The following is a 20,726-nucleotide window of genomic DNA, read 5'->3' on the forward strand; positions in this document are numbered from 1 at the left end:
ATTACCCGCAAAAAAAATAATTAGTGGGAGTACTGCTACATGCAAGCGACCAAGCCGACCCATGTCCGCTATTTGATCCTGCTCATGCTGTTCCTGGTGACCACGATCAACTACGCCGACCGGGCGACCATTGCAATCGCGGGCTCCAGCCTGCAAAAAGACCTCGGCATCGACGCGGTCACCCTCGGTTATATCTTCTCCGCATTCGGTTGGGCCTACGTGGCCGGGCAAATCCCCGGCGGCTGGCTGCTGGACCGATTCGGCTCGAAAAAAGTCTATGCCCTGAGTATCTTCACCTGGTCACTGTTCACCGTGCTGCAAGGCTATGTCGGTGAGTTCGGTGTCTCCACCGCAGTGGTTGCGCTGTTCATGCTGCGCTTCATGGTGGGCCTGGCTGAGGCGCCGTCCTTCCCCGGTAACGCGCGCATTGTTGCTGCCTGGTTCCCGACCGCCGAACGCGGTACGGCTTCGGCGATTTTCAACTCGGCGCAGTACTTCGCCACCGTGTTGTTCGCGCCGTTGATGGGCTGGATCGTGTACAGCTTCGGCTGGCAGCACGTGTTTATCGTGATGGGCGTGATCGGCATCGTGTTCTCGCTGATCTGGCTGAAAGTTATCCACAGCCCGCGCCAGCACCCGATGATCAACGAAGCCGAGCTCAATCACATCGCCGCCAATGGCGCGATGGTCGATATGGATCAGGACAAGGGCAAGGGTAAGAAAACCGACGGTCCGAAGTGGGATTACATCCGTCAGTTGCTGACCAACCGCATGATGCTTGGCGTGTACCTGGGCCAGTACTGCATCAACGGCATCACCTACTTCTTCCTGACCTGGTTCCCGGTTTACCTGGTGCAGGATCGCGGCATGACCATCCTCAAGGCCGGTTTCATCGCCTCGTTGCCGGCGATCTGCGGGTTTATCGGTGGTGTGTTGGGCGGGGTGATTTCCGACTATCTGCTGCGCAAAGGCCATTCGCTGACGTTCGCCCGCAAGGCGCCGATCATTGCAGGCCTGCTGGTCTCCAGTAGCATCATCGCGTGTAACTACGTTGACGTTGAATGGATGGTGGTGGGTTTCATGGCTTTGGCCTTCTTCGGCAAAGGCGTTGGCGCACTGGGCTGGGCGGTCGTATCCGACACCTCGCCGAAACAAATCGCCGGGCTCAGTGGCGGCTTGTTCAACACCTTCGGTAACCTCGCGTCGATCACCACGCCGATTGTCATCGGCTACATCATCAGCACCACCGGCTCGTTCAAGTGGGCCCTGGTGTTTGTCGGCGCCAACGCACTGGTGGCGGTGTTCAGCTATCTGGTCATCGTCGGCCCGATCAAGCGTGTAGTACTCAAAGAGCCGCCAAGCAAGGGGCCTGAGTTGACCAACCTAACCGAAGCGCATTCCTGAGGGGCCCCGTGATGCAGTTGATTGAACATGCCGACTCGCCGCGCTCCATTCGCCTGCACGAGCGCGACAACGTGGTGATCGTGGTCAACGACCAGGGCGTACCGGCCGGGACCGAGTTCCCGGACGGCCTGGTGACCGTGGATTTCATCCCCCAGAGCCACAAAGTGACCCTGGAAGACATCCCCGAAGGCGGTCAGATTATTCGCTACGGCCAGACCATCGGTTACGCCCTGGCGCCGATTCCGCGCGGCAGTTGGGTCCAGGAAGATCAACTGCGCATGCCCACCGCGCCACCGCTGGACAGCTTGCCGCTGTCCACTGAGGTGCCTGAAGCCCAGGCACCGTTGGAGGGGTTTACCTTCGAGGGCTATCGCAACGCCGACGGTACTGTGGGCACGCGCAATATCCTCGGCATCACCACCACGGTGCAGTGCGTGACGGGCGTGCTGGACCATGCGGTCAAGCGCATCAAGGACGAATTGCTGCCCAAATACCCCCACGTCGATGACGTGGTGGCGCTGACCCACAGCTACGGCTGCGGGGTGGCGATTACCGCGACGGATGCCTACATCCCGATCCGTACCGTCCGTAACCTGGCGCGCAACCCGAACCTGGGGGGCGAAGCCCTGGTGATCAGCCTGGGCTGCGAGAAGTTGCAGGCCGGGCAGGTGATGCACGACAACGACAGCTCCGTCGACCTCAGCGAGCCGTGGCTGTATCGGTTGCAGGATTCCAGCCATGGCTTTACCGAGATGATCGAGCAGATCATGGACCTGGCCGAAGTGCGCCTGAAGAAGCTCGACCAGCGCCGCCGGGAAACCGTGCCGGCGTCCGAGCTGATCCTGGGCATGCAGTGCGGAGGCAGTGATGCGTTTTCCGGCATCACCGCCAACCCGGCGCTGGGCTATGCCTCGGATTTGTTGCTGCGGGCGGGGGCGACGGTGATGTTTTCTGAAGTCACCGAAGTGCGTGATGCCATTTACCTGCTGACTTCGCGCGCAGAGACGAAGGAAGTTGCCGAAGAGTTGGTCAGGGAAATGGACTGGTACGACCGTTACCTGGCCAAGGGAGAGGCGGATCGCAGTGCCAATACCACACCGGGCAACAAGAAGGGCGGGTTGTCGAACATTGTCGAGAAGTCCCTGGGCTCCATCGTCAAGTCCGGCAGCAGCGCGATCAACGGCGTGCTGGGCCCGGGCGAGCGCTTCAAAAGCAAGGGCCTGATCTTTTGCGCGACGCCGGCCAGTGACTTTGTCTGCGGCACCCTGCAATTGGCGGCGGGGATGAACCTGCATGTGTTCACCACCGGGCGCGGCACGCCATACGGGCTGGCGATGGCGCCGGTGGTGAAGGTCTCGACGCGTACGGAGCTGGCGCAGCGCTGGCCGGACCTCATCGATATCGACGCCGGGCGCATTGCCACCGGGCGCGCGACCATTGAGGAGTTGGGCTGGGAGTTGTTCCACTTCTATCTGGACGTGGCCAGCGGTAAGAAGCAGACCTGGGCGGAGCATCACAAGCTGCATAACGACATCACCTTGTTCAACCCGGCGCCGATTACCTGAGACCGAGTCGCCTGCATCGGAGCAAGCCCCCCTCTCACACTGAAGGTATTCACCATTCAAACTGTGGGAGGGAGCTTGCCCCCGATAGCGGTCTATCAGGCGCCGTTGGGCTGTATGGCTTATCATTAGCCACCTGACGACGCTCACCAAGGTTCTCCCCGGCATGCTGGCTATCTTCCTCACCACCCTCACCATCACCGCGCCGGTATTCGCCATGCTGTTCCTGGGTGTGCTGCTCAAGCGCATCAACTGGATCAACGACAACTTTATCCACACGGCTTCGTCCCTGGTGTTCAACGTCACCATGCCGGCGTTGCTGTTCCTCGGCATCCTCCACGCCGACCTGCACTCGGCGCTCAAGCCGGGTTTGCTGATCTACTTCTCCATTGCCACACTGGTGAGCTTTGCGCTGGCTTGGGGCTGGGCGATTTTTCGCTGCAAGCGTGAAGACCGGGGCATCTACACCCAGGGCGCGTTTCGCGGCAATAACGGGGTGATCGGCCTGGCCCTGGCCGCCAGCATGTATGGCGACTACGGCATCTCCCTCGGCGCGATCCTCGCGGCGCTGGTGATCCTGTTCTACAACACGCTGTCGACCATTGTGCTGGCGGTGTACAGCCCGGTGATCAAGTCCGACCCGTGGAGTATCTGCAAAAGTGTCGTGGCCAACCCGCTGATCATCAGCGTCATCGTGGCGGCGCCGTTCGCCTATTTTCAGATTGGCCTGCCCGGCTGGCTGGAAAAATCCATGCAGTACCTGGCGGACACCACCTTGCCGCTGGCATTGATCTGCATTGGCGGCACCTTGTCCCTGGCGGCGTTGCGCAAGAGCGGCAATATGGCGCTGAGCGCGAGCTTGATGAAGATGGTCTGGCTGCCGGTGGTCGCGACCTTAGGGGCGTGGCTGCTGGGCTTTCGCGGGCCGGAATTGGGGATTCTGTTCCTGTACTTCGGCGCACCGACCGCCGCGGCGAGCTTCGTGATGGCCAGGGCGGCCGAGGGCAATCATGAACTGGCGGCGGCGATTATCGTGATCACCACGCTGATGGCGGCAGTGACCACGAATATCGGGATTTTCGTGTTGCAGGCGGGTGGCTGGATCTAGCCTTCTTTCTGATAGGTGTCGATGACTTCCTGCGCCGCCCGAAACGCATCAATCGCCGCCGGTACGCCGGCATACACCGCGCAATGCAGCAGCGCCTCGCGAATTTCCTCCACCGTACAGCCGTTGTTCAACGCGCCACGCACGTGGCCCTTGAGCTCCTGCGGGCACTTGAGTGCGGTGAGGGCGGCCAGGGTGATCAGGCTGCGCGTCTTCAGCGGCAAGCCTTCGCGGGTCCACACGCTGCCCCAGGCATGTTCGTTGACGAAGTCCTGCAGCGGCTGGGTGAACTCGGTGGCGTTGCCCAGGGCGCGGTCGACGAACACATCGCCCATCACCTGGCGACGCATTTCAACCCCGGGCTTTTTCTGATCGGTCATTGCGATTCCCTCTTGTGTTGGCGGCGCCAGGCTCGCAGCGTGCTGAACAACAGGAAAGCCACCAGCACTGGCAGGACGTAATACAGCATCAGTTGTTCAAGCTTGTTGGCCAGGGGCATGCCGGTGGTGAATGACATCACGTGCAGCCCATACGCCAGGTACAGGCCCAGCAACACCAGGCCTTCGGCGCGGGTGACGCGGTAGCCGGTATAAAACACCGGCAGGCACAACACCACCACGCCAAGCATCACCGGCAGGTCGAAGTCCAGGGCGTTGGGCGACACCGACAGCGGCGAGGACGCGAGCAGCGCGGTCAGCCCCAATACGCCCAGCAGGTTGAACAGGTTGCTGCCGATCACGTTGCCCACGGCAATGTCCCGCTGGCCGCGCAGGGCGGCAATCAGTGAGGTGGCCAGGCATGGCAGGGAGGTGCCGACGCCGATCAGCGTCAGGCCGATGATGCGCTCCGACAGGCCCAGGTCAGCCGCCACATCCACCGCCGCACCGAGCAGCAAGTGCCCGGCCAGCACCAGGATCAACAGCCCGCCCAGCATCTGCAGCACACTGCTCAGCCAGGGCGCCCGGGCGACGGTATCCAGGGTGCGCGGGCGGCGCGAATGGCGAGTCTGGTAATGCAGCACGCCGAGGTAGGCCAGCAGGGCAATCAGCAGCAACAGGCCATCGACCGGCGTCAGTTCTTCATTGGCCGCCAGGGTAAACACCAGCAACCCGGCGAGGATCATCACCGGAATATCCACGCGCACCAGCTGTCGCGAGACGCGCAGGGGGATGATCAGCGCCGACAGGCCCAGGGTCACGAGGATGTTGAAGATGCTGCTGCCGATCACGCTGCCCACGGCAATGTCGGTATTACCGGCCAGGGTGGCCTGCAGGCTGACGGTCATCTGTGGCGCGCTGCTGCCGAACGCGACGACCGTAAGGCCGATGATCAGCGGCCGCACCTTGAGGCTGGCGGCCAGGCGCACGGCGGCGCGCACCAGAATTTCGGCGCCGATGATCAGCAGCAGCAGGCCGCTGACCAGTTCGAGCAGGCTCCAGGGCGAGAGGGCGGTTAATCCGAAAATGGCCAGGGCTCCGTCTTCAATTGCGCAGGGCTTGCACGCGAACGCGTGCGGTGCCACTGCTCAGCATACCCAGTTGCTCGGCAGCCTTGCGTGATAGATCGATCAAGCGCCCACGGGTATGCGGGCCGCGATCGTTGATACGGACCACGACGGATTTGTCGTTGTCGAGATTGGTGACCTTGACCTGGGTGCCGAAGGGCAGTCGCCGGTGGGCAGCGGTCAGGGCGTTCTGGTTGAAGGGTTCACCGCTGGCGGTTTTTTTTCCATGGTGCCTGGCGCCGTAATAAGAGGTGGTGCCGGTTTCGTCGTAGCCGTTGGGGTCGATGAGGCCGCTGGCGCAGCCGGCCAGCAGTGAGAACAGGGCCCATAGACCTAATAGACGCTTCATTATCAAGGTGCCCCCATCACAAATGTGGGAGGGGGCTCGCCCCCGATAGTGGTGATTCAGTCAAAACAGTAGTGACTGATACTCCGCTATCGGGGGCAAGCCTCCTCCCACAGGGGGTCCGAGTTAAGCGTGAATTCTCACCCGGACCCTTCATCGCAATCAGCCTTCGAGCTTGCTTTTCAGCAGTTCGTTCACCTGTTGCGGGTTGGCCTTGCCTTTGGAGGCTTTCATCGCCTGGCCGACAAAGAAGCCGAACATCTTGCCGCGCTTGGCTTCGTCTGCCGCACGGTACTGTTCGACCTGCTCGGCGTTGGCCGCCAGCATTTCATCCAGCACGGCCGAGATAGCGCCGCTGTCGGTGACTTGCTTGAGACCGCGCTTGTCGATGATCTCGTCGGCGCTGCCTTCACCGTTGGCCATGGCTTCGAACACGGTCTTGGCGATTTTGCCGGAGATGGTGTTGTCCTTGATGCGCAGCAGCATGCCGCCCAGTTGCTCGGCCGACACCGGCGCTTCATCGATCTCCAGGCCTTGTTTGTTCAACAGGCTGCCCAGCTCGACCATCACCCAGTTGGCCGCCAGCTTGGCGTCACCGGCAATGCTCACGACTTTTTCGAAGTAGTCGGCTTGCTCACGGCTCGAAGCCAGCACGCTGGCATCGTAGACCGACAGGCCGAACTGCGCCTGGAAGCGCTCGCGTTTTTGCGGTGGCAATTCCGGCAGGGTGGCGCGGATGTCATTGAGGAACGAATCCTCAAGCACCACTGGCAACAGGTCCGGATCGGGGAAGTAACGGTAGTCGTTGGCTTCCTCTTTACTGCGCATGGCGCGGGTTTCGTCTTTGTTCGGGTCGTACAGGCGCGTTTGCTGGATCACCTTGCCGCCGTCCTCGATCAGTTCGATCTGGCGACGCACTTCGGTGTTGATCGCTTTTTCGATGAAGCGGAACGAGTTGACGTTCTTGATCTCGCAGCGGGTGCCGTACTCGGCCTGGCCTTTTGGCCGCACCGACACGTTGCAGTCGCAACGCAGCGAGCCTTCGGCCATGTTGCCGTCACAGATGCCCAGGTAACGCACCAGCGCGTGGATCGTCTTGACGTAGGCCACGGCTTCCTTGGCACTGCGCATGTCCGGCTCGGACACGATCTCCAGCAGCGGGGTGCCGGCACGGTTCAGGTCGATACCGGTAGCACCGTTGAACTCTTCGTGCAGGCTTTTGCCGGCGTCTTCTTCCAGGTGCGCACGAGTCACGCCGACACGCTTGATGGTGCCGTCTTCAAGCGGGATGTCCAGGTAGCCCTTGCCGACGATCGGCAATTCCATCTGGCTGATCTGGTAGCCCTTGGGCAGGTCCGGGTAGAAGTAGTTCTTGCGCGCGAACACGTTGTGCTGGCCGATCTCGGCGTCAATCGCCAGGCCGAACATCACTGCCATGCGCACGGCTTCCTGGTTCAACACCGGCAGTACGCCGGGCATGCCCAGGTCTACCAGGCTGGCCTGGGTGTTGGGTTCGGAGCCGAACGTGGTGGCGCTACCGGAGAAAATCTTCGATTGGGTGGCGAGCTGGGTATGAATCTCCAGCCCGATCACAACTTCCCATTGCATAGTGTTCTCCTCAGAAGCCGGTAGGGGTGCGAGTGTGCCAGTCGGTGTTCAACTGGTACTGGTGCGCCACATTGAGCAGGCGGCCTTCCTGGAAATACGGGGCGAGCAATTGCACGCCCACCGGCAGGCCATCGACGAAACCGGCAGGCATGGACAAGCCCGGCAGGCCCGCGAGGTTGGCGGTGATGGTGTAGAGGTCTTCCAGGTACTCGGCAATCGGGTCGCCGGTCTTGGCGCCGATCTTCCAGGCCGGGTTCGGCGTGGTTGGACCGAGGATCACGTCGACTTCTTCAAAGGCCGCCATGAAGTCGTTCTTGATCAGGCGCCGGATTTTTTGCGCCTTGAGGTAGTACGCGTCGTAATAGCCGGCGGACAGGGCGTAGGCACCGACCATGATGCGGCGTTGAACTTCGGCACCGAAGCCTTCGCCACGGGAGCGTTTGTACAGGTCGGTCAGGTCCTTCGGGTTTTCGCAGCGGTAGCCGAAGCGCACGCCGTCGAAACGCGACAGGTTGGAGGAGGCTTCCGCCGGCGCGATCACGTAGTAGGCAGGAATCGCGTGCTGGTTGTTCGGCAGGCTGATTTCCTTGACCACCGCGCCGAGCTTTTCCAACTCTTTGACGCTGTTGTGCACCAATTCGGCAATGCGCGGGTCGAGACCGGCGCTGAAGTATTCCTTCGGCACACCGATGCGCAGGCCCTTGAGCGAAGTGTTGAGGCTGGCGCTGTAGTCCGGCACCGGTTCATCGATGCTGGTGGAGTCCTGCGTGTCGAAGCCTGCCATGCCTTGTAACAAAATCGCGCAGTCTTCGGCCGTGCGGGCCAGGGTGCCGCCCTGATCGAGGCTGGAGGCGTAGGCGATCATGCCCCAGCGGGAAACGCGACCGTAGGTCGGCTTCAGGCCGGTGAGGTTGGTGAAGGCCGCCGGCTGGCGGATCGAGCCGCCGGTGTCGGTGGCCGTGGCGGCCGGCAGGAAGCGCGCGGCAACGGCCGCAGCCGAACCACCGGACGAACCGCCGGGCACGTGTTCCAGATTCCAGGGGTTCTTCACCGCACCGTAGTAGCTCGACTCGTTGGCCGAACCCATGGCGAATTCGTCCATGTTGGTCTTGCCCAGGGTCACGGCCCCGGCAGCGGCCAGCTTGGCGACCACGGTGGCGTCGTAGGGCGCCTTGAAGTTGTCGAGCATCTTCGAGCCGCAACTGGTGCGAATGCCCTGGGTGCAGAACAGATCCTTGTGGGCGATAGGTGCGCCCAGCAGGGCACCGTTTTCACCGTTGGCGCGGCGTACATCCGCAGCCTTGGCCTGGCTCAGGGCCAGCTCTTCGGTGAGGCTGATGAAGCTGTTGACCTTGGGATCCAGCTCGGCGATACGCGCAAGCAGGGTCTTGGTCAGCTCTTCGGAAGAAAACTTTTTGTCGGCGAGACCGCGGGCGATCTCGGCCAGAGTCATGTGATGCATTGCAGGCTCTTTCCCTTTAGTCGATGACTTTCGGAACCAGGTACAGGCCGTTTTCGACCGCTGGCGCGATGGACTGGTAGGCCTCGCGATTATTGCGCTCGGTCACGACGTCTGCGCGCAGGCGCTGGCTGGCTTCCAGCGGGTGAGCCAGGGGCTCGATGCCGTCGGTATTCACGGCCTGCATTTGGTCAACCAGCCCTAGAATGCTGTTCAGGGCTGCGGTGGTCTGTGGAAGATCGGCTTCATTCAGGCCAAGCGAGGCCAGATGAGCGATTTTTTCCACGTCGGAGCGTTCAAGCGCCATGGGAATCTCCAGTGGAAAACAGAACGGAGGCTGTCCGTGTGTTAGATTGTCGGAACACTACCGCATTTCTACGGTCTTACGGCCGCGATTGTGGGGGTTGGTGCACAGAAAGTCGGCCAATTTAGCACATTGGCGCCTTGCCCAAAATCCCTGTCGTTGTTAGAGTTTGCCGCACTTTTTTACCCACGCGTTGCCTAGGGTCCTTTCCCCATGTTCAAGAAACTGCGTGGCATGTTTTCCAGCGATCTTTCCATTGACCTGGGCACTGCCAACACCCTTATTTACGTGCGCGAGCGCGGTATCGTTCTGAATGAGCCATCGGTTGTGGCCATTCGGACCCATGGTAATCAGAAAAGTGTCGTTGCCGTCGGCACCGAGGCCAAGCGCATGCTCGGTCGAACACCAGGCAATATTGCTGCCATTCGTCCGATGAAGGACGGCGTGATCGCCGACTTCAGCGTCTGCGAGAAGATGCTGCAGTACTTCATCAACAAGGTTCACGAAAACAGTTTCCTGCAGCCGAGCCCTCGTGTGCTGATCTGCGTTCCGTGCAAATCCACCCAGGTGGAGCGTCGTGCCATCCGTGAATCGGCCCTTGGCGCCGGTGCCCGCGAAGTGTTCCTGATCGAAGAGCCGATGGCTGCTGCGATCGGTGCCGGCCTGCCGGTTGAAGAAGCGCGCGGTTCGATGGTGGTGGATATTGGTGGTGGTACCACTGAAATCGCCCTGATTTCCCTGAATGGTGTGGTGTATGCCGAATCCGTACGCGTAGGCGGCGACCGTTTCGACGAAGCGATCATCACTTATGTCCGTCGCAACTACGGCAGCCTGATCGGCGAATCCACCGCCGAGCGCATCAAGCAGGAAATCGGTACCGCTTACCCGGGCGGCGAAGTTCGCGAAGTCGATGTTCGCGGTCGCAACCTGGCCGAAGGCGTTCCACGTGCCTTCACCCTGAACTCCAATGAAGTGCTGGAAGCTCTGCAAGAGTCCCTGGCCACCATCGTTCAGGCTGTGAAGAGCGCCCTGGAGCAATCGCCGCCGGAACTGGCTTCCGACATCGCCGAGCGAGGCCTGGTGCTGACCGGTGGTGGCGCCCTGTTGCGCGACCTCGACAAGCTGCTGGCGCAGGAAACCGGCCTGCCGGTGATCGTCGCCGAAGACCCGCTGACCTGCGTTGCCCGTGGTGGCGGTCGTGCACTGGAAATGATGGATAAACACACCATGGACCTGCTCTCCAGCGAATAAGATCGTTGGTTGCACCATGTTTCGCCCGCAGGCAGCACTTTGCAGTGCTGCCTGTTGGCGTTTATCGTCTTCAATCTGCATCCAGGCCGGTTAGATGCCGTATGAATAAAGAGAACATTTGCCTGGGAGGAGCGGCTTATTAAACCGCTTTTCGCCAAAGGCCCCTCATTGGGCGTGCGCTTATTGGTGCTGGTCGTGCTTTCGGTCGCATTGATGGTCGTCGACGCCCGCTTTGCGCTGCTCAAGCCGGTGCGTAGCCAAATGTCGCTGGTGTTGATGCAGACCTACTGGATCACCGACCTGCCGCAACGTCTCTACCAGGGCGTGGCCAGCCAATTTGGCAGCCGCACCGAGCTGGTTGCCGAGAACGAAAAACTCAAGACCGAAAACCTGCTGTTGCAGGGGCGCATGCAAAAGCTGGCGGCCCTCACCGAGCAGAACGTTCGGCTGCGCGAGTTGCTCAACTCTTCCGCGTTGGTCAACGAGAAGGTCGAAGTCGCCGAGTTGATCGGCATGGACCCCAACCCCTTTACCCATCGCATCATCATCAACAAGGGTGAGCGCGACGGCGTGGTGCTTGGTCAGCCGGTACTGGATGCTCGGGGACTGATGGGGCAGGTCGTAGAGTTGATGCCCTACACCTCGCGGGTCCTGTTGCTGACGGACACCACCCACAGCATTCCGGTGCAGGTGAACCGTAACGGCTTGCGCGCGATTGCCAGCGGTACTGGTAACCCCGAGCGCCTGGAATTGCGTCACGTCGCGGACACGGCCGACATCAAGGAAGGCGACCTGCTGGTCAGCTCCGGCCTGGGCCAGCGGTTCCCGGCGGGTTACCCGGTGGCAACGGTCAAGGAGGTGATCCACGACTCCGGCCAGCCATTCGCCATTGTGCGCGCCGTGCCCACTGCCGCCCTGAACCGCAGCCGCTACCTGCTGCTGGTGTTCAGCGACAACCGGACCCCGGAAGAGCGTGCCAACGATGCCGCCCAGGCCCAGGAAGCGGAAGACAAGAAGAACGGCACTGCGCCGATCATTCCTGCGACCGTGCCCAAGCCTCAGTCGACTACCCCCGTTGTACCGGCGGCAACTCCGGCAGCTACGGCGCCTGTGGCCACGCCGGTCAAGCCTGCAGCCCATAGCGCGCACCCGGTAAAACCGACGGCTGCGAAACCACCTGCCACCACACCTGCCACCACGACGCCTGCTGCGAAGCCTCCAGCCGCCGCCCCGGCAACCACACGGCAGAGGGAGGAATAATGGCCGGTACCCATTCGAGCAATGGCTGGATCGTCTGGCTGACATTCGCCATCGGCTTGCTGCTCAGCGTTTCGCCGCTGCCGCAATTCATGGAGATCCTGCGTCCGCTGTGGCTGGCATTGCTGCTGGCATTCTGGTCGCTGAACCTGCCGCATAAAGTGGGCATGGTTACGGCCATGTTCCTGGGCTTGGCGGAAGATGTGCTGTATGGCACCTTGCTGGGCCAGAACGCGTTGATCCTGACCCTGATTACCTTCCTGATACTGTCGTTGCAGCAGCGCCTGCGGATGTTCCCGATGTGGCAGCAATGCCTGGTGATCCTGGTGATCTTCGGCCTGGCGCAGTTGGTACAGCTGTGGCTCAGTGCCTTGACCGGTAACCGCCAGCCAACCCTGGCGCTCGTGTTACCGGCCCTGGTCAGTGCGCTGCTGTGGCCGTGGATCAGTTTTGGCCTGCGCGGGTTACGTCGCCGCTATAAAATCAATTGAATGGATTGCGAGGCTCTGCCTGGTTATCGAACCCCACAGGGAGAGTCTGCAATGAATTCGCTTTATCTGGCCTCGGGCTCCCCGAGGCGGCGTGAACTGCTGACCCAGATCGGTGTGCCTTTCACTGTGGTCAGCGCCGCGATTGATGAAACTCCCCTTACCGATGAATCGGCTGTTGCCTACGTTGAGCGTCTTGCGCGCGGCAAGGCGGCGGCGGGATTTGCTGCGCTTGGGGAAGAGCCAGGTGCTTGTGTGCTGGGCGCCGATACGGCGGTGGTTGTGGACGGCCAGATCCTTGGCAAGCCTGTGGACCAGGCCGATGCCCTGGCGATGTTGATGGCCTTGGCGGGGCGTGAGCATGAAGTCCTCACCGCCATCGCGCTCACTGATGGCCTGCGCTGTGAAACCCGATGTGTCTGTAGTCGTGTACTTTTTCGTGGGATTTCTGTCGAGGAGGCTACAACCTACTGGCACAGCGGCGAACCCCAGGACAAGGCGGGCGGCTATGCTATTCAAGGGCTTGGGTCGGTGTTTGTGGCCGGGCTCAATGGCAGCTATTCCGCCGTGGTAGGCCTGCCGGTGTGCGAAACCGCGCAACTGCTGGCCCAATTCGGCATACCCTGTTGGCAAAACCTTACCGTGCGCTGAGCGCGTGACGTCAGCGCCCAGCCTTAAGCGATCGGTCACTATTGTGAAAACGCCTGAACGAGACCCAGCCATGAGTGAAGAGATTCTGATCAATATCACGCCGATGGAATCGCGCGTGGCGGTGGTAGAGAACGGTGTTCTGCAAGAAGTGCATGTCGAGCGCACCCAGAAACGCGGGATCGTCGGCAATATCTACAAGGGCAAGGTGGTGCGGGTGTTGCCGGGCATGCAGGCGGCATTTGTCGACATCGGCCTGGACCGGGCGGCGTTTATCCACGCCTCGGAGATCTCCCTGCGCGAAGGGCCGGCAGTGGAAAGCATCAGTGCCTTGGTACATGAGGGGCAGAGCCTGGTGGTGCAAGTCACCAAGGACCCCATCGGTTCCAAGGGCGCGCGGCTGACGACTCAGCTGTCGATTCCGTCGCGCTACCTGGTGTATATGCCGCGCACCGCCCATGTCGGCATTTCCCTGAAGATTGAAGATGAAGCAGAGCGCGAGCGCCTGAAAAAGGTGGTCAGCGACTGCGTGGCCGCCGAAGGTATCAAGGAAGCGGGTGGTTTTATCCTGCGCACCGCCGCCGAGGGCGCCGGCGCTGACGAAATTCTCATGGACATTCGCTACCTGCGGCGCCTGTGGGACCAGATCGGCGCACAGATAAAGACCATCGGCGCGCCGAGCGTGATCTACGAAGACCTGGGCCTGGCCCTGCGCACATTGCGCGACCTGGTCAGCCCCAAGATTGAGAAAATTCGCATCGACTCGCGGGAAACCTTCCAGCGCACCACGCAATTTGTTGCCGAGCTGATGCCGGAAATTGCCGATCGCCTGGAGCACTACCCTGGCGAACGGCCGATCTTCGACCTGTATGGCGTCGAGGACGAAATCCAGAAAGCCCTGGAGCGCAAGGTGCCGCTTAAGTCCGGCGGTTACCTGGTGGTGGACCCGGCGGAAGCCATGACCACCATCGACGTCAACACCGGTGCGTTCGTTGGCCATCGCAACCTTGAAGAGACCATCTTCAAGACCAATCTCGAAGCGGCCACGGCCATTGCTCGCCAACTGCGCCTGCGTAACCTGGGCGGTATCATCATCATCGACTTCATCGACATGGAAGATGAAGAGCACCAGCGCCAGGTGTTGCGCACCCTCGAAAAGCAGCTGGAGCGCGATCACGCCAAGACCAATATCATCGGCATCACTGAGCTGGGCCTGGTGCAGATGACCCGCAAGCGCACCCGCGAGAGCCTGGAGCAGGTGCTGTGCGAGCCGTGCAGCAGTTGCCAGGGCCGCGGCAAGTTGAAGACCCCGGAAACGGTTTGCTACGAGATTTTCCGGGAAATCCTGCGAGAGGCGCGGGCCTATCAGGCCGAAGGTTATAGAGTGTTGGCCAACCAGAAAGTGGTTGACCGCCTGCTGGATGAAGAGTCCGGTAACGTGGCTGAACTGGAGGGTTTTATCGGGCGTACGATTCGCTTCCAGGTCGAAACCATGTATTCCCAGGAACAATATGACGTGGTGCTGCTCTGATCCCCATTCGCTTTCTCTTTACGCGACTCGCAGGCCTTGATCTGCAGTCCGTCTACTGCCTTGAGGGTCGCCTGACATGGAGCGTCTGATACGCTTTTTTGCCGCTTTGACCCGTTGGGGCCTTGGGCTGTGCGCCTTGCTGCTGGTGTTGGCGGCGGTGTATGTGAGCCTGGGGCGTGAATTGACCCCGCTGGTGGCCGAATACCGCGCGGAAACCGAAGCCAAGGCCCAGGCTGCGGTGGACATGCCTGTGCACATCGGCAGCCTTGAAGGCCGTTGGAGCGGCTTCGCGCCCATGTTGCTGGCCCACGACGTGATGGTCGGCGAGGGCAGCAGTGCCTTGCGCCTGGATCAGGTCGAAGTGGTGCCGGATATATGGGCGAGCCTGATGGCGCGCGAAGTGCGTATTGCGCACCTGGAAGTCAGTGGCCTGCAACTGACCGCCAAGGAAGACAAGGACGGCCATTGGGCCCTGCAAGGCTTGCCGATGCAGGATGACCAGCCGCTGGACCCGGAGCAATTGCTCAAGCGCATGCAGATGGTCAAGCGCGTGTCGCTGCTCGACAGCCAGGTCACCCTGCAACCGTTCGATCAGGCGCCGCTGACCTTGACGTATGTGGGCCTGAGCCTGCACACGGGCGTCACCCGCCAGCGCCTGGACGCTCGCCTGACCTTGCCCGACGGCCAGCCTCTTGCCCTGAGCCTGCGCAGTCGCATTCGAGCGAGCCAGTGGAAGGACGCTGAAGTCGAGGCCTACCTGAGCCTGCCCCAAAGCGACTGGGCCAAGTGGATTCCCGCCAGGCTGACCCAGCAGTGGAAACTCACGCAGTTCAAGGCCGGTGGTGAATTCTGGCTGAGCTGGGGTAAAGGCACTGTGCAAAGTGCGGTAGTGCGCCTCAACTCGCCGCAAGTGAAGGGCAGCTACGCCGAGCGCAAGCCGGTTCATATCGAAAACCTTGCACTTACGGCCTATCTGCAACGCAGTGATACCGGCTTGAAGGTGTTGTTTGATTCCCTGGCGATGAGCCTGGGCGAGACCCGATGGGAATCGCGCCTGCAATTGCAGCAGACACTGGCTACCGACAAGGCTCAGGAAGCCTGGAAGCTGCAGGCTGACCGCCTCGACCTGACCCCCATCACACCGTTGCTCAACGCCCTGGCGCCGCTGCCGGAAGGTGTCGCCAAGACCGTCGAGCATCTGAAGGCCACCGGCCTGCTGCGTAATGTGCTGGTGGATTTCCGTCCTCAAGACACTACCGATCAAAAAGTCAGCTTTGCCGCCAACCTGGAGCGGGTCGGGTTTGACGCCTACTTCGGTGCGCCGGCTGCGCGCAACGTTTCCGGCAGCATCAGCGGCGACCTGGGCCGTGGCGAGTTGCGCATGGACAGCAAGGATTTTTCCCTGCACCTCGATCCGATCTTCGCCAAGCCCTGGCAGTATCTCCAGGCCAATGCACGCCTGACGTGGAAGCTGGATAAAGAAGGCTTCACCCTGATCGCCCCGTATATCAAGGTGCTGGGGGAAGAAGGCAAGATCGCCGCCGATTTCCTGATTCGCCTGCATTTCGACCACAGCCAGGAAGACTATATGGACCTGCGGGTCGGTATGGTCGATGGCGATGGACGCTTTACCCCTAAATACCTGCCGGCCGTGCTGAGCCCCGCGTTGGATGAGTGGCTGCGCACGGCAATTCTCAAGGGCGCGGTGGATCAGGGGTTCTTCCAGTACCAGGGGTCGCTGAACCACGACGCGTTGCCAGCCGCGCGCAATATCAGCCTGTTCTTCAAGGTGCATGACGCAGAACTGGCTTTCCAGCCGGGCTGGCCCCATGTGAACAAGGTCAATGGTGAAGTGTTTGTCGAGGAGACTGGCGTACGCATCCTGGCCAGCAAGGGGCAGTTGCTCGACACCAAGGTCAAGGACGTCTACGTCAATATTCCCCACGCGCCGTCCGGCAAGGAAAGTCATCTGTTGCTTACCGGTGGTTTTGCCGGTGGCCTGGATGATGGGCTGAAGATCCTCCAGGAAGCGCCAATTGGCACGGCATCCACCTTCGCCGGCTGGAAAGGCGAAGGAGACCTGCAAGGCACGCTGGATCTGGACGTTCCGCTGGTCAAGGGTATCGAGCCCAGGATCGTGGTGGATTTCCAGACTGACAAGGCGCGCCTGCAATTGGCGGAGCCGCCCCTGGACCTGACGCAGCTCAAGGGCAGTTTCCGCTTCGACAGCGCCAAGGGCCTGAGCGGCGAAAAGATTACAGCCCAGGCATTTGACCGGCCGATCACCGCGCAGATCTTTGCCGATGGCAAGCCGGGCAATATCAGTACCCGTGTCGCCGCCAGGGGGCAGGTGACGGTCAAGCGCTTGACGGATTGGTTGAAAGTCAGCCAGCCGTTGCCGGTGTCCGGTGATATTTCGTATCAGTTGCAGCTCAACCTGGACGGTGCCGACAGCCAACTGATGGTCAGCTCCAATCTCAAGGGCGTTGCGGTGGATTTGCCTGCGCCGTTCGGCATGCCGGCCAGCCAGGGACGTGACAGCGTATTCCGCATGACCTTGCAGGGGGCTGAGCGCCGCTACTGGTTCGATTATGGTGAGTTGGCCAACTTCACCTTCGCCGCGCCGCCAGACAAACTCAATGACGGCCGTGGCGAGTTGTTCCTCGGCGATGGTGATGCCGTACTGCCAGGCGCCAAGGGTTTGCGCATCCGCGGCGTGCTCTCGGAACTGGATATCGACCCATGGAAAAAGCTGGTGAACCAGTATGCTGGCAATGACCCTGGTGGCAGTGCCAAGCAACTGCTGAGCGGTGCCGAATTCAAGATTGGCAAGCTCACCGGTCTGGGTACCCAGTTCGATCAGGTCAACCTGCTGCTGGATCGCAAGTCCGCTGCCTGGGGCTTACAGTTCGACAGCCAGCAGGCCAAGGGGGCCGTGAACCTGCCGGATGCCAAGGGCGCGCCGATTGCGGTCAACCTGCAATACGTGAAGCTGCCCGCGGTGGACCCGACGGTACAGGCTGATGAAAATGCACCGGACCCGTTGGCCAGTATTGATCCCAAGGATATTCCCGCGCTGGATATTGCCATTGACCAGCTGTTTCAGGGGCCGGACCTGATTGGCGCCTGGTCGCTCAAGATCCGACCAACTGCCAAGGGCCTGGCGTTCAATACGCTCGACCTGGGCCTCAAGGGCATGCAACTCAAGGGCGCCGGCGGATGGGAAGGGGCTCCGGGTGACAGCAGCAGCTGGTACAAGGGCCGCCTGGACGGCAAGAACATCGCCGACGTACTCAAAGGCTGGGGCTATGCGCCCACGGTCACCAGCGAGAACTTCCACCTGGATGTGGATGGGCGTTGGCCGGGTTCGCCGGCCTGGGTCGGGCCAAAGCGTTTTTCCGGCAGCCTGGATGCGGCGTTCCGTAAAGGTCAGTTTGTCGAGGTGGAAGGTGGCGCCCAGGCGCTGCGGGTATTCGGCCTGCTCAACTTCAACTCCATCGGGCGCCGCCTGCGCCTGGACTTCTCCGACCTGCTGGGCAAGGGCTTGAGTTATGACCGGGTCAAGGGGCAATTGGTCGCCAGCAATGGCGTGTTCGTGACGCGCGAGCCGATCACCATGACAGGCCCGTCGAGCAACCTGGAGCTCAATGGCACCCTGGACCTGGTGGCTGATCGTGTCGATGCCAAGTTGCTGGTGACGTTGCCGGTGACCAACAACCTGCCGATTGCCGCGCTGATCGTGGGCGCGCCGGCGATTGGTGGCGCACTGTTCCTGATCGACAAGCTGATCGGTGACCGTGTTTCGCGTTTCGCCAGCGTGCAATACAAGGTGGAAGGCCCATGGAAGGATCCAAAAATCACCTTCGACAAGCCCTTTGAAAAACCAAACTGAGAGCCTGTGGAGTAGCATGGCCCCATGCCTTTTACGGAGTATCGGCCCATGTCCTTTGCGGTAATTCAAATGGTCAGTCAGAGCGATGTGCTGGCCAACCTGGTCCAGGCCCGGCGCTTGTTGGAACAAGCGGCGGCCGGCGGTGCGAAGCTGGCGGTGCTGCCGGAAAACTTTGCCGCCATGGGCCGCCGCGACGCCGCGGATATTGGCCGCGCCGAGGCACTGGGCGAAGGTCCGATCCTGCCGTGGTTGAAACAGACCGCCCGTGACCTCACCTTATGGATAGTGGCTGGCACATTACCGTTGCCGCCCAAGGACCATCCACACGCCAAGCCCAACGCCTGCTCGCTGCTGATTGATGATCGCGGCGAAGTCGTTGCCCGTTACGACAAGCTGCATTTGTTCGATGTGGATGTGGCGGACGCCCGGGGTCGCTATCGGGAATCCGATGACTATGCTTTTGGAAGCAATGTGGTGGTGGCGGATACGCCGGTTGGCCGTTTGGGCCTGACGGTCTGTTACGACCTGCGCTTCCCTGAGTTGTACAGCGAGCTACGCGCAGCGGGGGCTGAATTGATCACCGCGCCCTCGGCCTTTACCGCCGTCACCGGCGCTGCGCACTGGGACGTGCTGATTCGTGCGCGGGCCATCGAGACCCAGTGTTACCTGCTGGCGGCCGCCCAGGGCGGTGTGCATCCGGGGCCACGGGAAACCTATGGACATGCTGCGATTGTCGACCCGTGGGGTCGGCTGCTGACACAACAGGATCAAGGCGAAGCGGTGTTGCTGGCCGAACGCGATAGCAGTGAACAGGCGTCGATACGGGCGCGCATGCCGGTGGTGAACCATCGGCGCTTTTTCTCGCAGGGTGCACAGCGACCTGCTTCAGAACGATGAATTTAAGGCCAAACCTATGAGCGAGTTGTTGTCCTCAGTCAGTGAACACCTCCTGGCGCCCGGTGGCGTGACCATCGAAAGCTTGCAAACCGTGCTTGGCGACCTGGCCGGGCCAGGCATCGATGCCGCCGACCTGTATTTCCAGGGGCAGATCTCCGAGTCCTGGGCCCTGGAAGATGGCATCGTCAAGGAAGGCAGTTTCAATCTTGACCAAGGTGTAGGCGTACGTGCGCAATCCGGTGAAAAGACCGGTTTCGCCTACAGTAACGCGATCACCCTGGAGGCGTTGGGCCTGGCCGCGCGTGCTGCGCGTTCGATCTCCCGTGCGGGCCAGAATGGCACCGTGCAGGCGTTCAGTACCCAGGACGTGGCGCAGTTGTATGCCCCGGACAATCCCTTGGAAGTGATCAGCCGCGCGGAAAAGGTCGAGCTGCTCAAGCGTGTCGACGCCGCCACCCGCGCCCTGGACCCGCGTATCCAGCAGGTCTCCGTGAGCATGGCCGGTGTGTGGGAGCGCATCCTGGTGGCGTCCACCGACGGTGGCCTGGCGGCGGACGTACGGCCGCTGGTGCGTTTCAACGTCAGCGTGATCGTCGAGCAGAACGGCCGCCGCGAGCGTGGCGGCCATGGCGGCGGGGGGCGTACCGACTACCGGTACTTCCTCACCGACGACCGTGCGATGGGCTATGCCCGTGAAGCCTTGCGCCAGGCGTTGGTGAACCTCGAAGCCATTCCGGCGCCAGCCGGCACGTTGCCGGTGGTGTTGGGCTCAGGCTGGTCCGGCGTATTGCTGCACGAAGCCGTGGGCCATGGCCTGGAAGGCGACTTCAACCGCAAGGGCAGTTCCGCCTACAGCGGGCGCATGGGCGAGATGGTTGCGTCCAAGCTCTGCACCATTGTCGATGATGGCACCCTGGCCGGTCGCCGTGGCTCGCTGAGCGTCGATGATGAAGGCACGCCGACCGAATGCACCACCTTGATTGAAAACGGTGTGCTCAAGGGCTACATGCAAGACAAGCTCAATGCCCGTCTGATGGGCGTGGCACGCACCGGTAATGGCCGTCGCGAATCTTATGCGCACCTGCCGATGCCACGCATGACCAACACCTACATGCTCGGTGGCGAAAGCGACCCGGCGGAGATCATCGCCTCGGTGAAGCGCGGTATCTACTGCGCCAACCTCGGCGGCGGCCAGGTGGATATCACCAGCGGCAAGTTCGTGTTCTCCACCAGCGAGGCGTACCTGATCGAAGACGGCAAGATTACCGCGCCGGTCAAAGGGGCAACGTTGATTGGCAATGGCCCTGAAGCCATGAGCAAGGTGTCGATGGTCGGCAACGACTTGGCCCTGGACAGTGGTGTGGGCATGTGCGGGAAAGATGGGCAGTCGGTGCCGGTAGGGGTCGGCCAGCCAACGCTGAAAATTGATGCGATCACCGTGGGTGGCACGGGGTCGTAAGGGGTGGAGCT

Annotated in this window: 17 protein-coding genes; 11 read left to right on the forward strand and 6 right to left on the reverse strand. The window is 61.4% G+C overall.

Going from position 1 to position 20,726, the window contains the following annotated elements:
• Nucleotides 1-39 precede the first annotated feature (39 nt).
• The 3 genes from M2397_RS01000 (at nucleotide 40) to M2397_RS01010 (ending at nucleotide 4,074) form a co-directional block, all read left to right on the forward strand.
• The gene (locus M2397_RS01000; RefSeq protein ID WP_131698442.1) at nucleotides 40-1,404 is read left to right on the forward strand and encodes an MFS transporter; all 1,365 of its coding nucleotides are present in this window, start codon (nucleotides 40-42) and stop codon (nucleotides 1,402-1,404) included.
• 11 nt (nucleotides 1,405-1,415) lie between these two features.
• Nucleotides 1,416-2,969 (forward strand): galactarate dehydratase, encoded by a 1,554-nt coding sequence (garD, locus tag M2397_RS01005; protein WP_065924307.1) that lies wholly within the window; start codon nucleotides 1,416-1,418, stop codon nucleotides 2,967-2,969.
• A gap of 163 nt (nucleotides 2,970-3,132) precedes the next feature.
• Nucleotides 3,133-4,074, forward strand: coding sequence for an AEC family transporter (locus tag M2397_RS01010; RefSeq protein ID WP_131698440.1), 942 nt, complete (start codon nucleotides 3,133-3,135; stop codon nucleotides 4,072-4,074).
• On the opposite strand, the gene M2397_RS01015 is transcribed toward M2397_RS01010, so the two are convergent.
• From M2397_RS01015 to gatC, 6 genes are all read right to left on the reverse strand, one after another.
• Complete coding sequence (locus tag M2397_RS01015) at nucleotides 4,071-4,451, reverse strand: carboxymuconolactone decarboxylase family protein (protein ID WP_065924306.1); 381 nt, start codon at nucleotides 4,449-4,451, stop codon at nucleotides 4,071-4,073. The two genes, M2397_RS01010 and M2397_RS01015, sit on opposite strands and share 4 nt — an antisense overlap.
• Nucleotides 4,448-5,494: a calcium/sodium antiporter gene (locus M2397_RS01020; protein WP_145335656.1), complete on the reverse strand. Its 1,047-nt coding sequence runs from the start codon at nucleotides 5,492-5,494 to the stop codon at nucleotides 4,448-4,450. The genes M2397_RS01015 and M2397_RS01020 overlap by 4 nt, the downstream gene beginning before the upstream one ends.
• Before the next feature lie 58 nt (nucleotides 5,495-5,552).
• On the reverse strand, nucleotides 5,553-5,924 hold the full coding sequence (locus M2397_RS01025; protein WP_259242153.1) for a septal ring lytic transglycosylase RlpA family protein: 372 nt from the start codon (nucleotides 5,922-5,924) through the stop codon (nucleotides 5,553-5,555).
• 159 nt (nucleotides 5,925-6,083) lie between these two features.
• Nucleotides 6,084-7,529, reverse strand: a complete 1,446-nt coding sequence (gene gatB / locus M2397_RS01030) for an Asp-tRNA(Asn)/Glu-tRNA(Gln) amidotransferase subunit GatB (protein ID WP_131698438.1) — start codon at nucleotides 7,527-7,529, stop codon at nucleotides 6,084-6,086.
• Nucleotides 7,530-7,539: 10 nt separating this feature from the next.
• On the reverse strand, nucleotides 7,540-8,991 hold the full coding sequence (gatA, locus tag M2397_RS01035; protein ID WP_131698437.1) for an Asp-tRNA(Asn)/Glu-tRNA(Gln) amidotransferase subunit GatA: 1,452 nt from the start codon (nucleotides 8,989-8,991) through the stop codon (nucleotides 7,540-7,542).
• A 16-nt stretch (nucleotides 8,992-9,007) separates the two neighbouring features.
• Nucleotides 9,008-9,295, reverse strand: a complete 288-nt coding sequence (gene gatC, locus M2397_RS01040; protein WP_003171764.1) for an Asp-tRNA(Asn)/Glu-tRNA(Gln) amidotransferase subunit GatC — start codon at nucleotides 9,293-9,295, stop codon at nucleotides 9,008-9,010.
• Between the two features lie 210 nt (nucleotides 9,296-9,505).
• Between gatC and mreB the strand changes: the two genes are divergently transcribed.
• The 8 genes from mreB to tldD all read left to right on the forward strand — a co-directional run bounded on the left by mreB (nucleotide 9,506) and on the right by tldD (nucleotide 20,715).
• Nucleotides 9,506-10,543: a rod shape-determining protein MreB gene (mreB, locus tag M2397_RS01045; RefSeq protein ID WP_002555108.1), complete on the forward strand. Its 1,038-nt coding sequence runs from the start codon at nucleotides 9,506-9,508 to the stop codon at nucleotides 10,541-10,543.
• Nucleotides 10,544-10,681: 138 nt separating this feature from the next.
• The gene (mreC, locus tag M2397_RS01050) at nucleotides 10,682-11,803 is read left to right on the forward strand and encodes a rod shape-determining protein MreC (protein WP_145335341.1); all 1,122 of its coding nucleotides are present in this window, start codon (nucleotides 10,682-10,684) and stop codon (nucleotides 11,801-11,803) included.
• Nucleotides 11,803-12,291, forward strand: coding sequence for a rod shape-determining protein MreD (gene mreD, locus M2397_RS01055; protein WP_131698435.1), 489 nt, complete (start codon nucleotides 11,803-11,805; stop codon nucleotides 12,289-12,291). The genes mreC and mreD overlap by 1 nt, the downstream gene beginning before the upstream one ends.
• Nucleotides 12,292-12,342: 51 nt before the next feature.
• Complete coding sequence (locus M2397_RS01060) at nucleotides 12,343-12,939, forward strand: nucleoside triphosphate pyrophosphatase (protein WP_259242154.1); 597 nt, start codon at nucleotides 12,343-12,345, stop codon at nucleotides 12,937-12,939.
• A gap of 70 nt (nucleotides 12,940-13,009) precedes the next feature.
• Nucleotides 13,010-14,467, forward strand: a complete 1,458-nt coding sequence (gene rng / locus M2397_RS01065; protein WP_010213134.1) for a ribonuclease G — start codon at nucleotides 13,010-13,012, stop codon at nucleotides 14,465-14,467.
• A 76-nt stretch (nucleotides 14,468-14,543) separates the two neighbouring features.
• Nucleotides 14,544-18,359, forward strand: a complete 3,816-nt coding sequence (locus M2397_RS01070) for a YhdP family protein (protein ID WP_259242155.1) — start codon at nucleotides 14,544-14,546, stop codon at nucleotides 18,357-18,359.
• A gap of 48 nt (nucleotides 18,360-18,407) precedes the next feature.
• Nucleotides 18,408-19,256 carry a carbon-nitrogen hydrolase family protein gene (locus tag M2397_RS01075; protein WP_259242156.1) on the forward strand — a complete coding sequence of 283 codons (849 nt, stop codon included), beginning with the start codon at nucleotides 18,408-18,410 and terminating at the stop codon, nucleotides 19,254-19,256.
• 16 nt (nucleotides 19,257-19,272) lie between these two features.
• Nucleotides 19,273-20,715, forward strand: coding sequence for a metalloprotease TldD (gene tldD / locus M2397_RS01080; protein WP_131698431.1), 1,443 nt, complete (start codon nucleotides 19,273-19,275; stop codon nucleotides 20,713-20,715).
• The last annotated feature ends 11 nt before the right edge of the window (nucleotides 20,716-20,726 follow it).

The sequence above is a fragment of the Pseudomonas sp. BIGb0381 genome (genome assembly GCF_024809815.1).
Lineage (GTDB): Bacteria > Pseudomonadota > Gammaproteobacteria > Pseudomonadales > Pseudomonadaceae > Aquipseudomonas.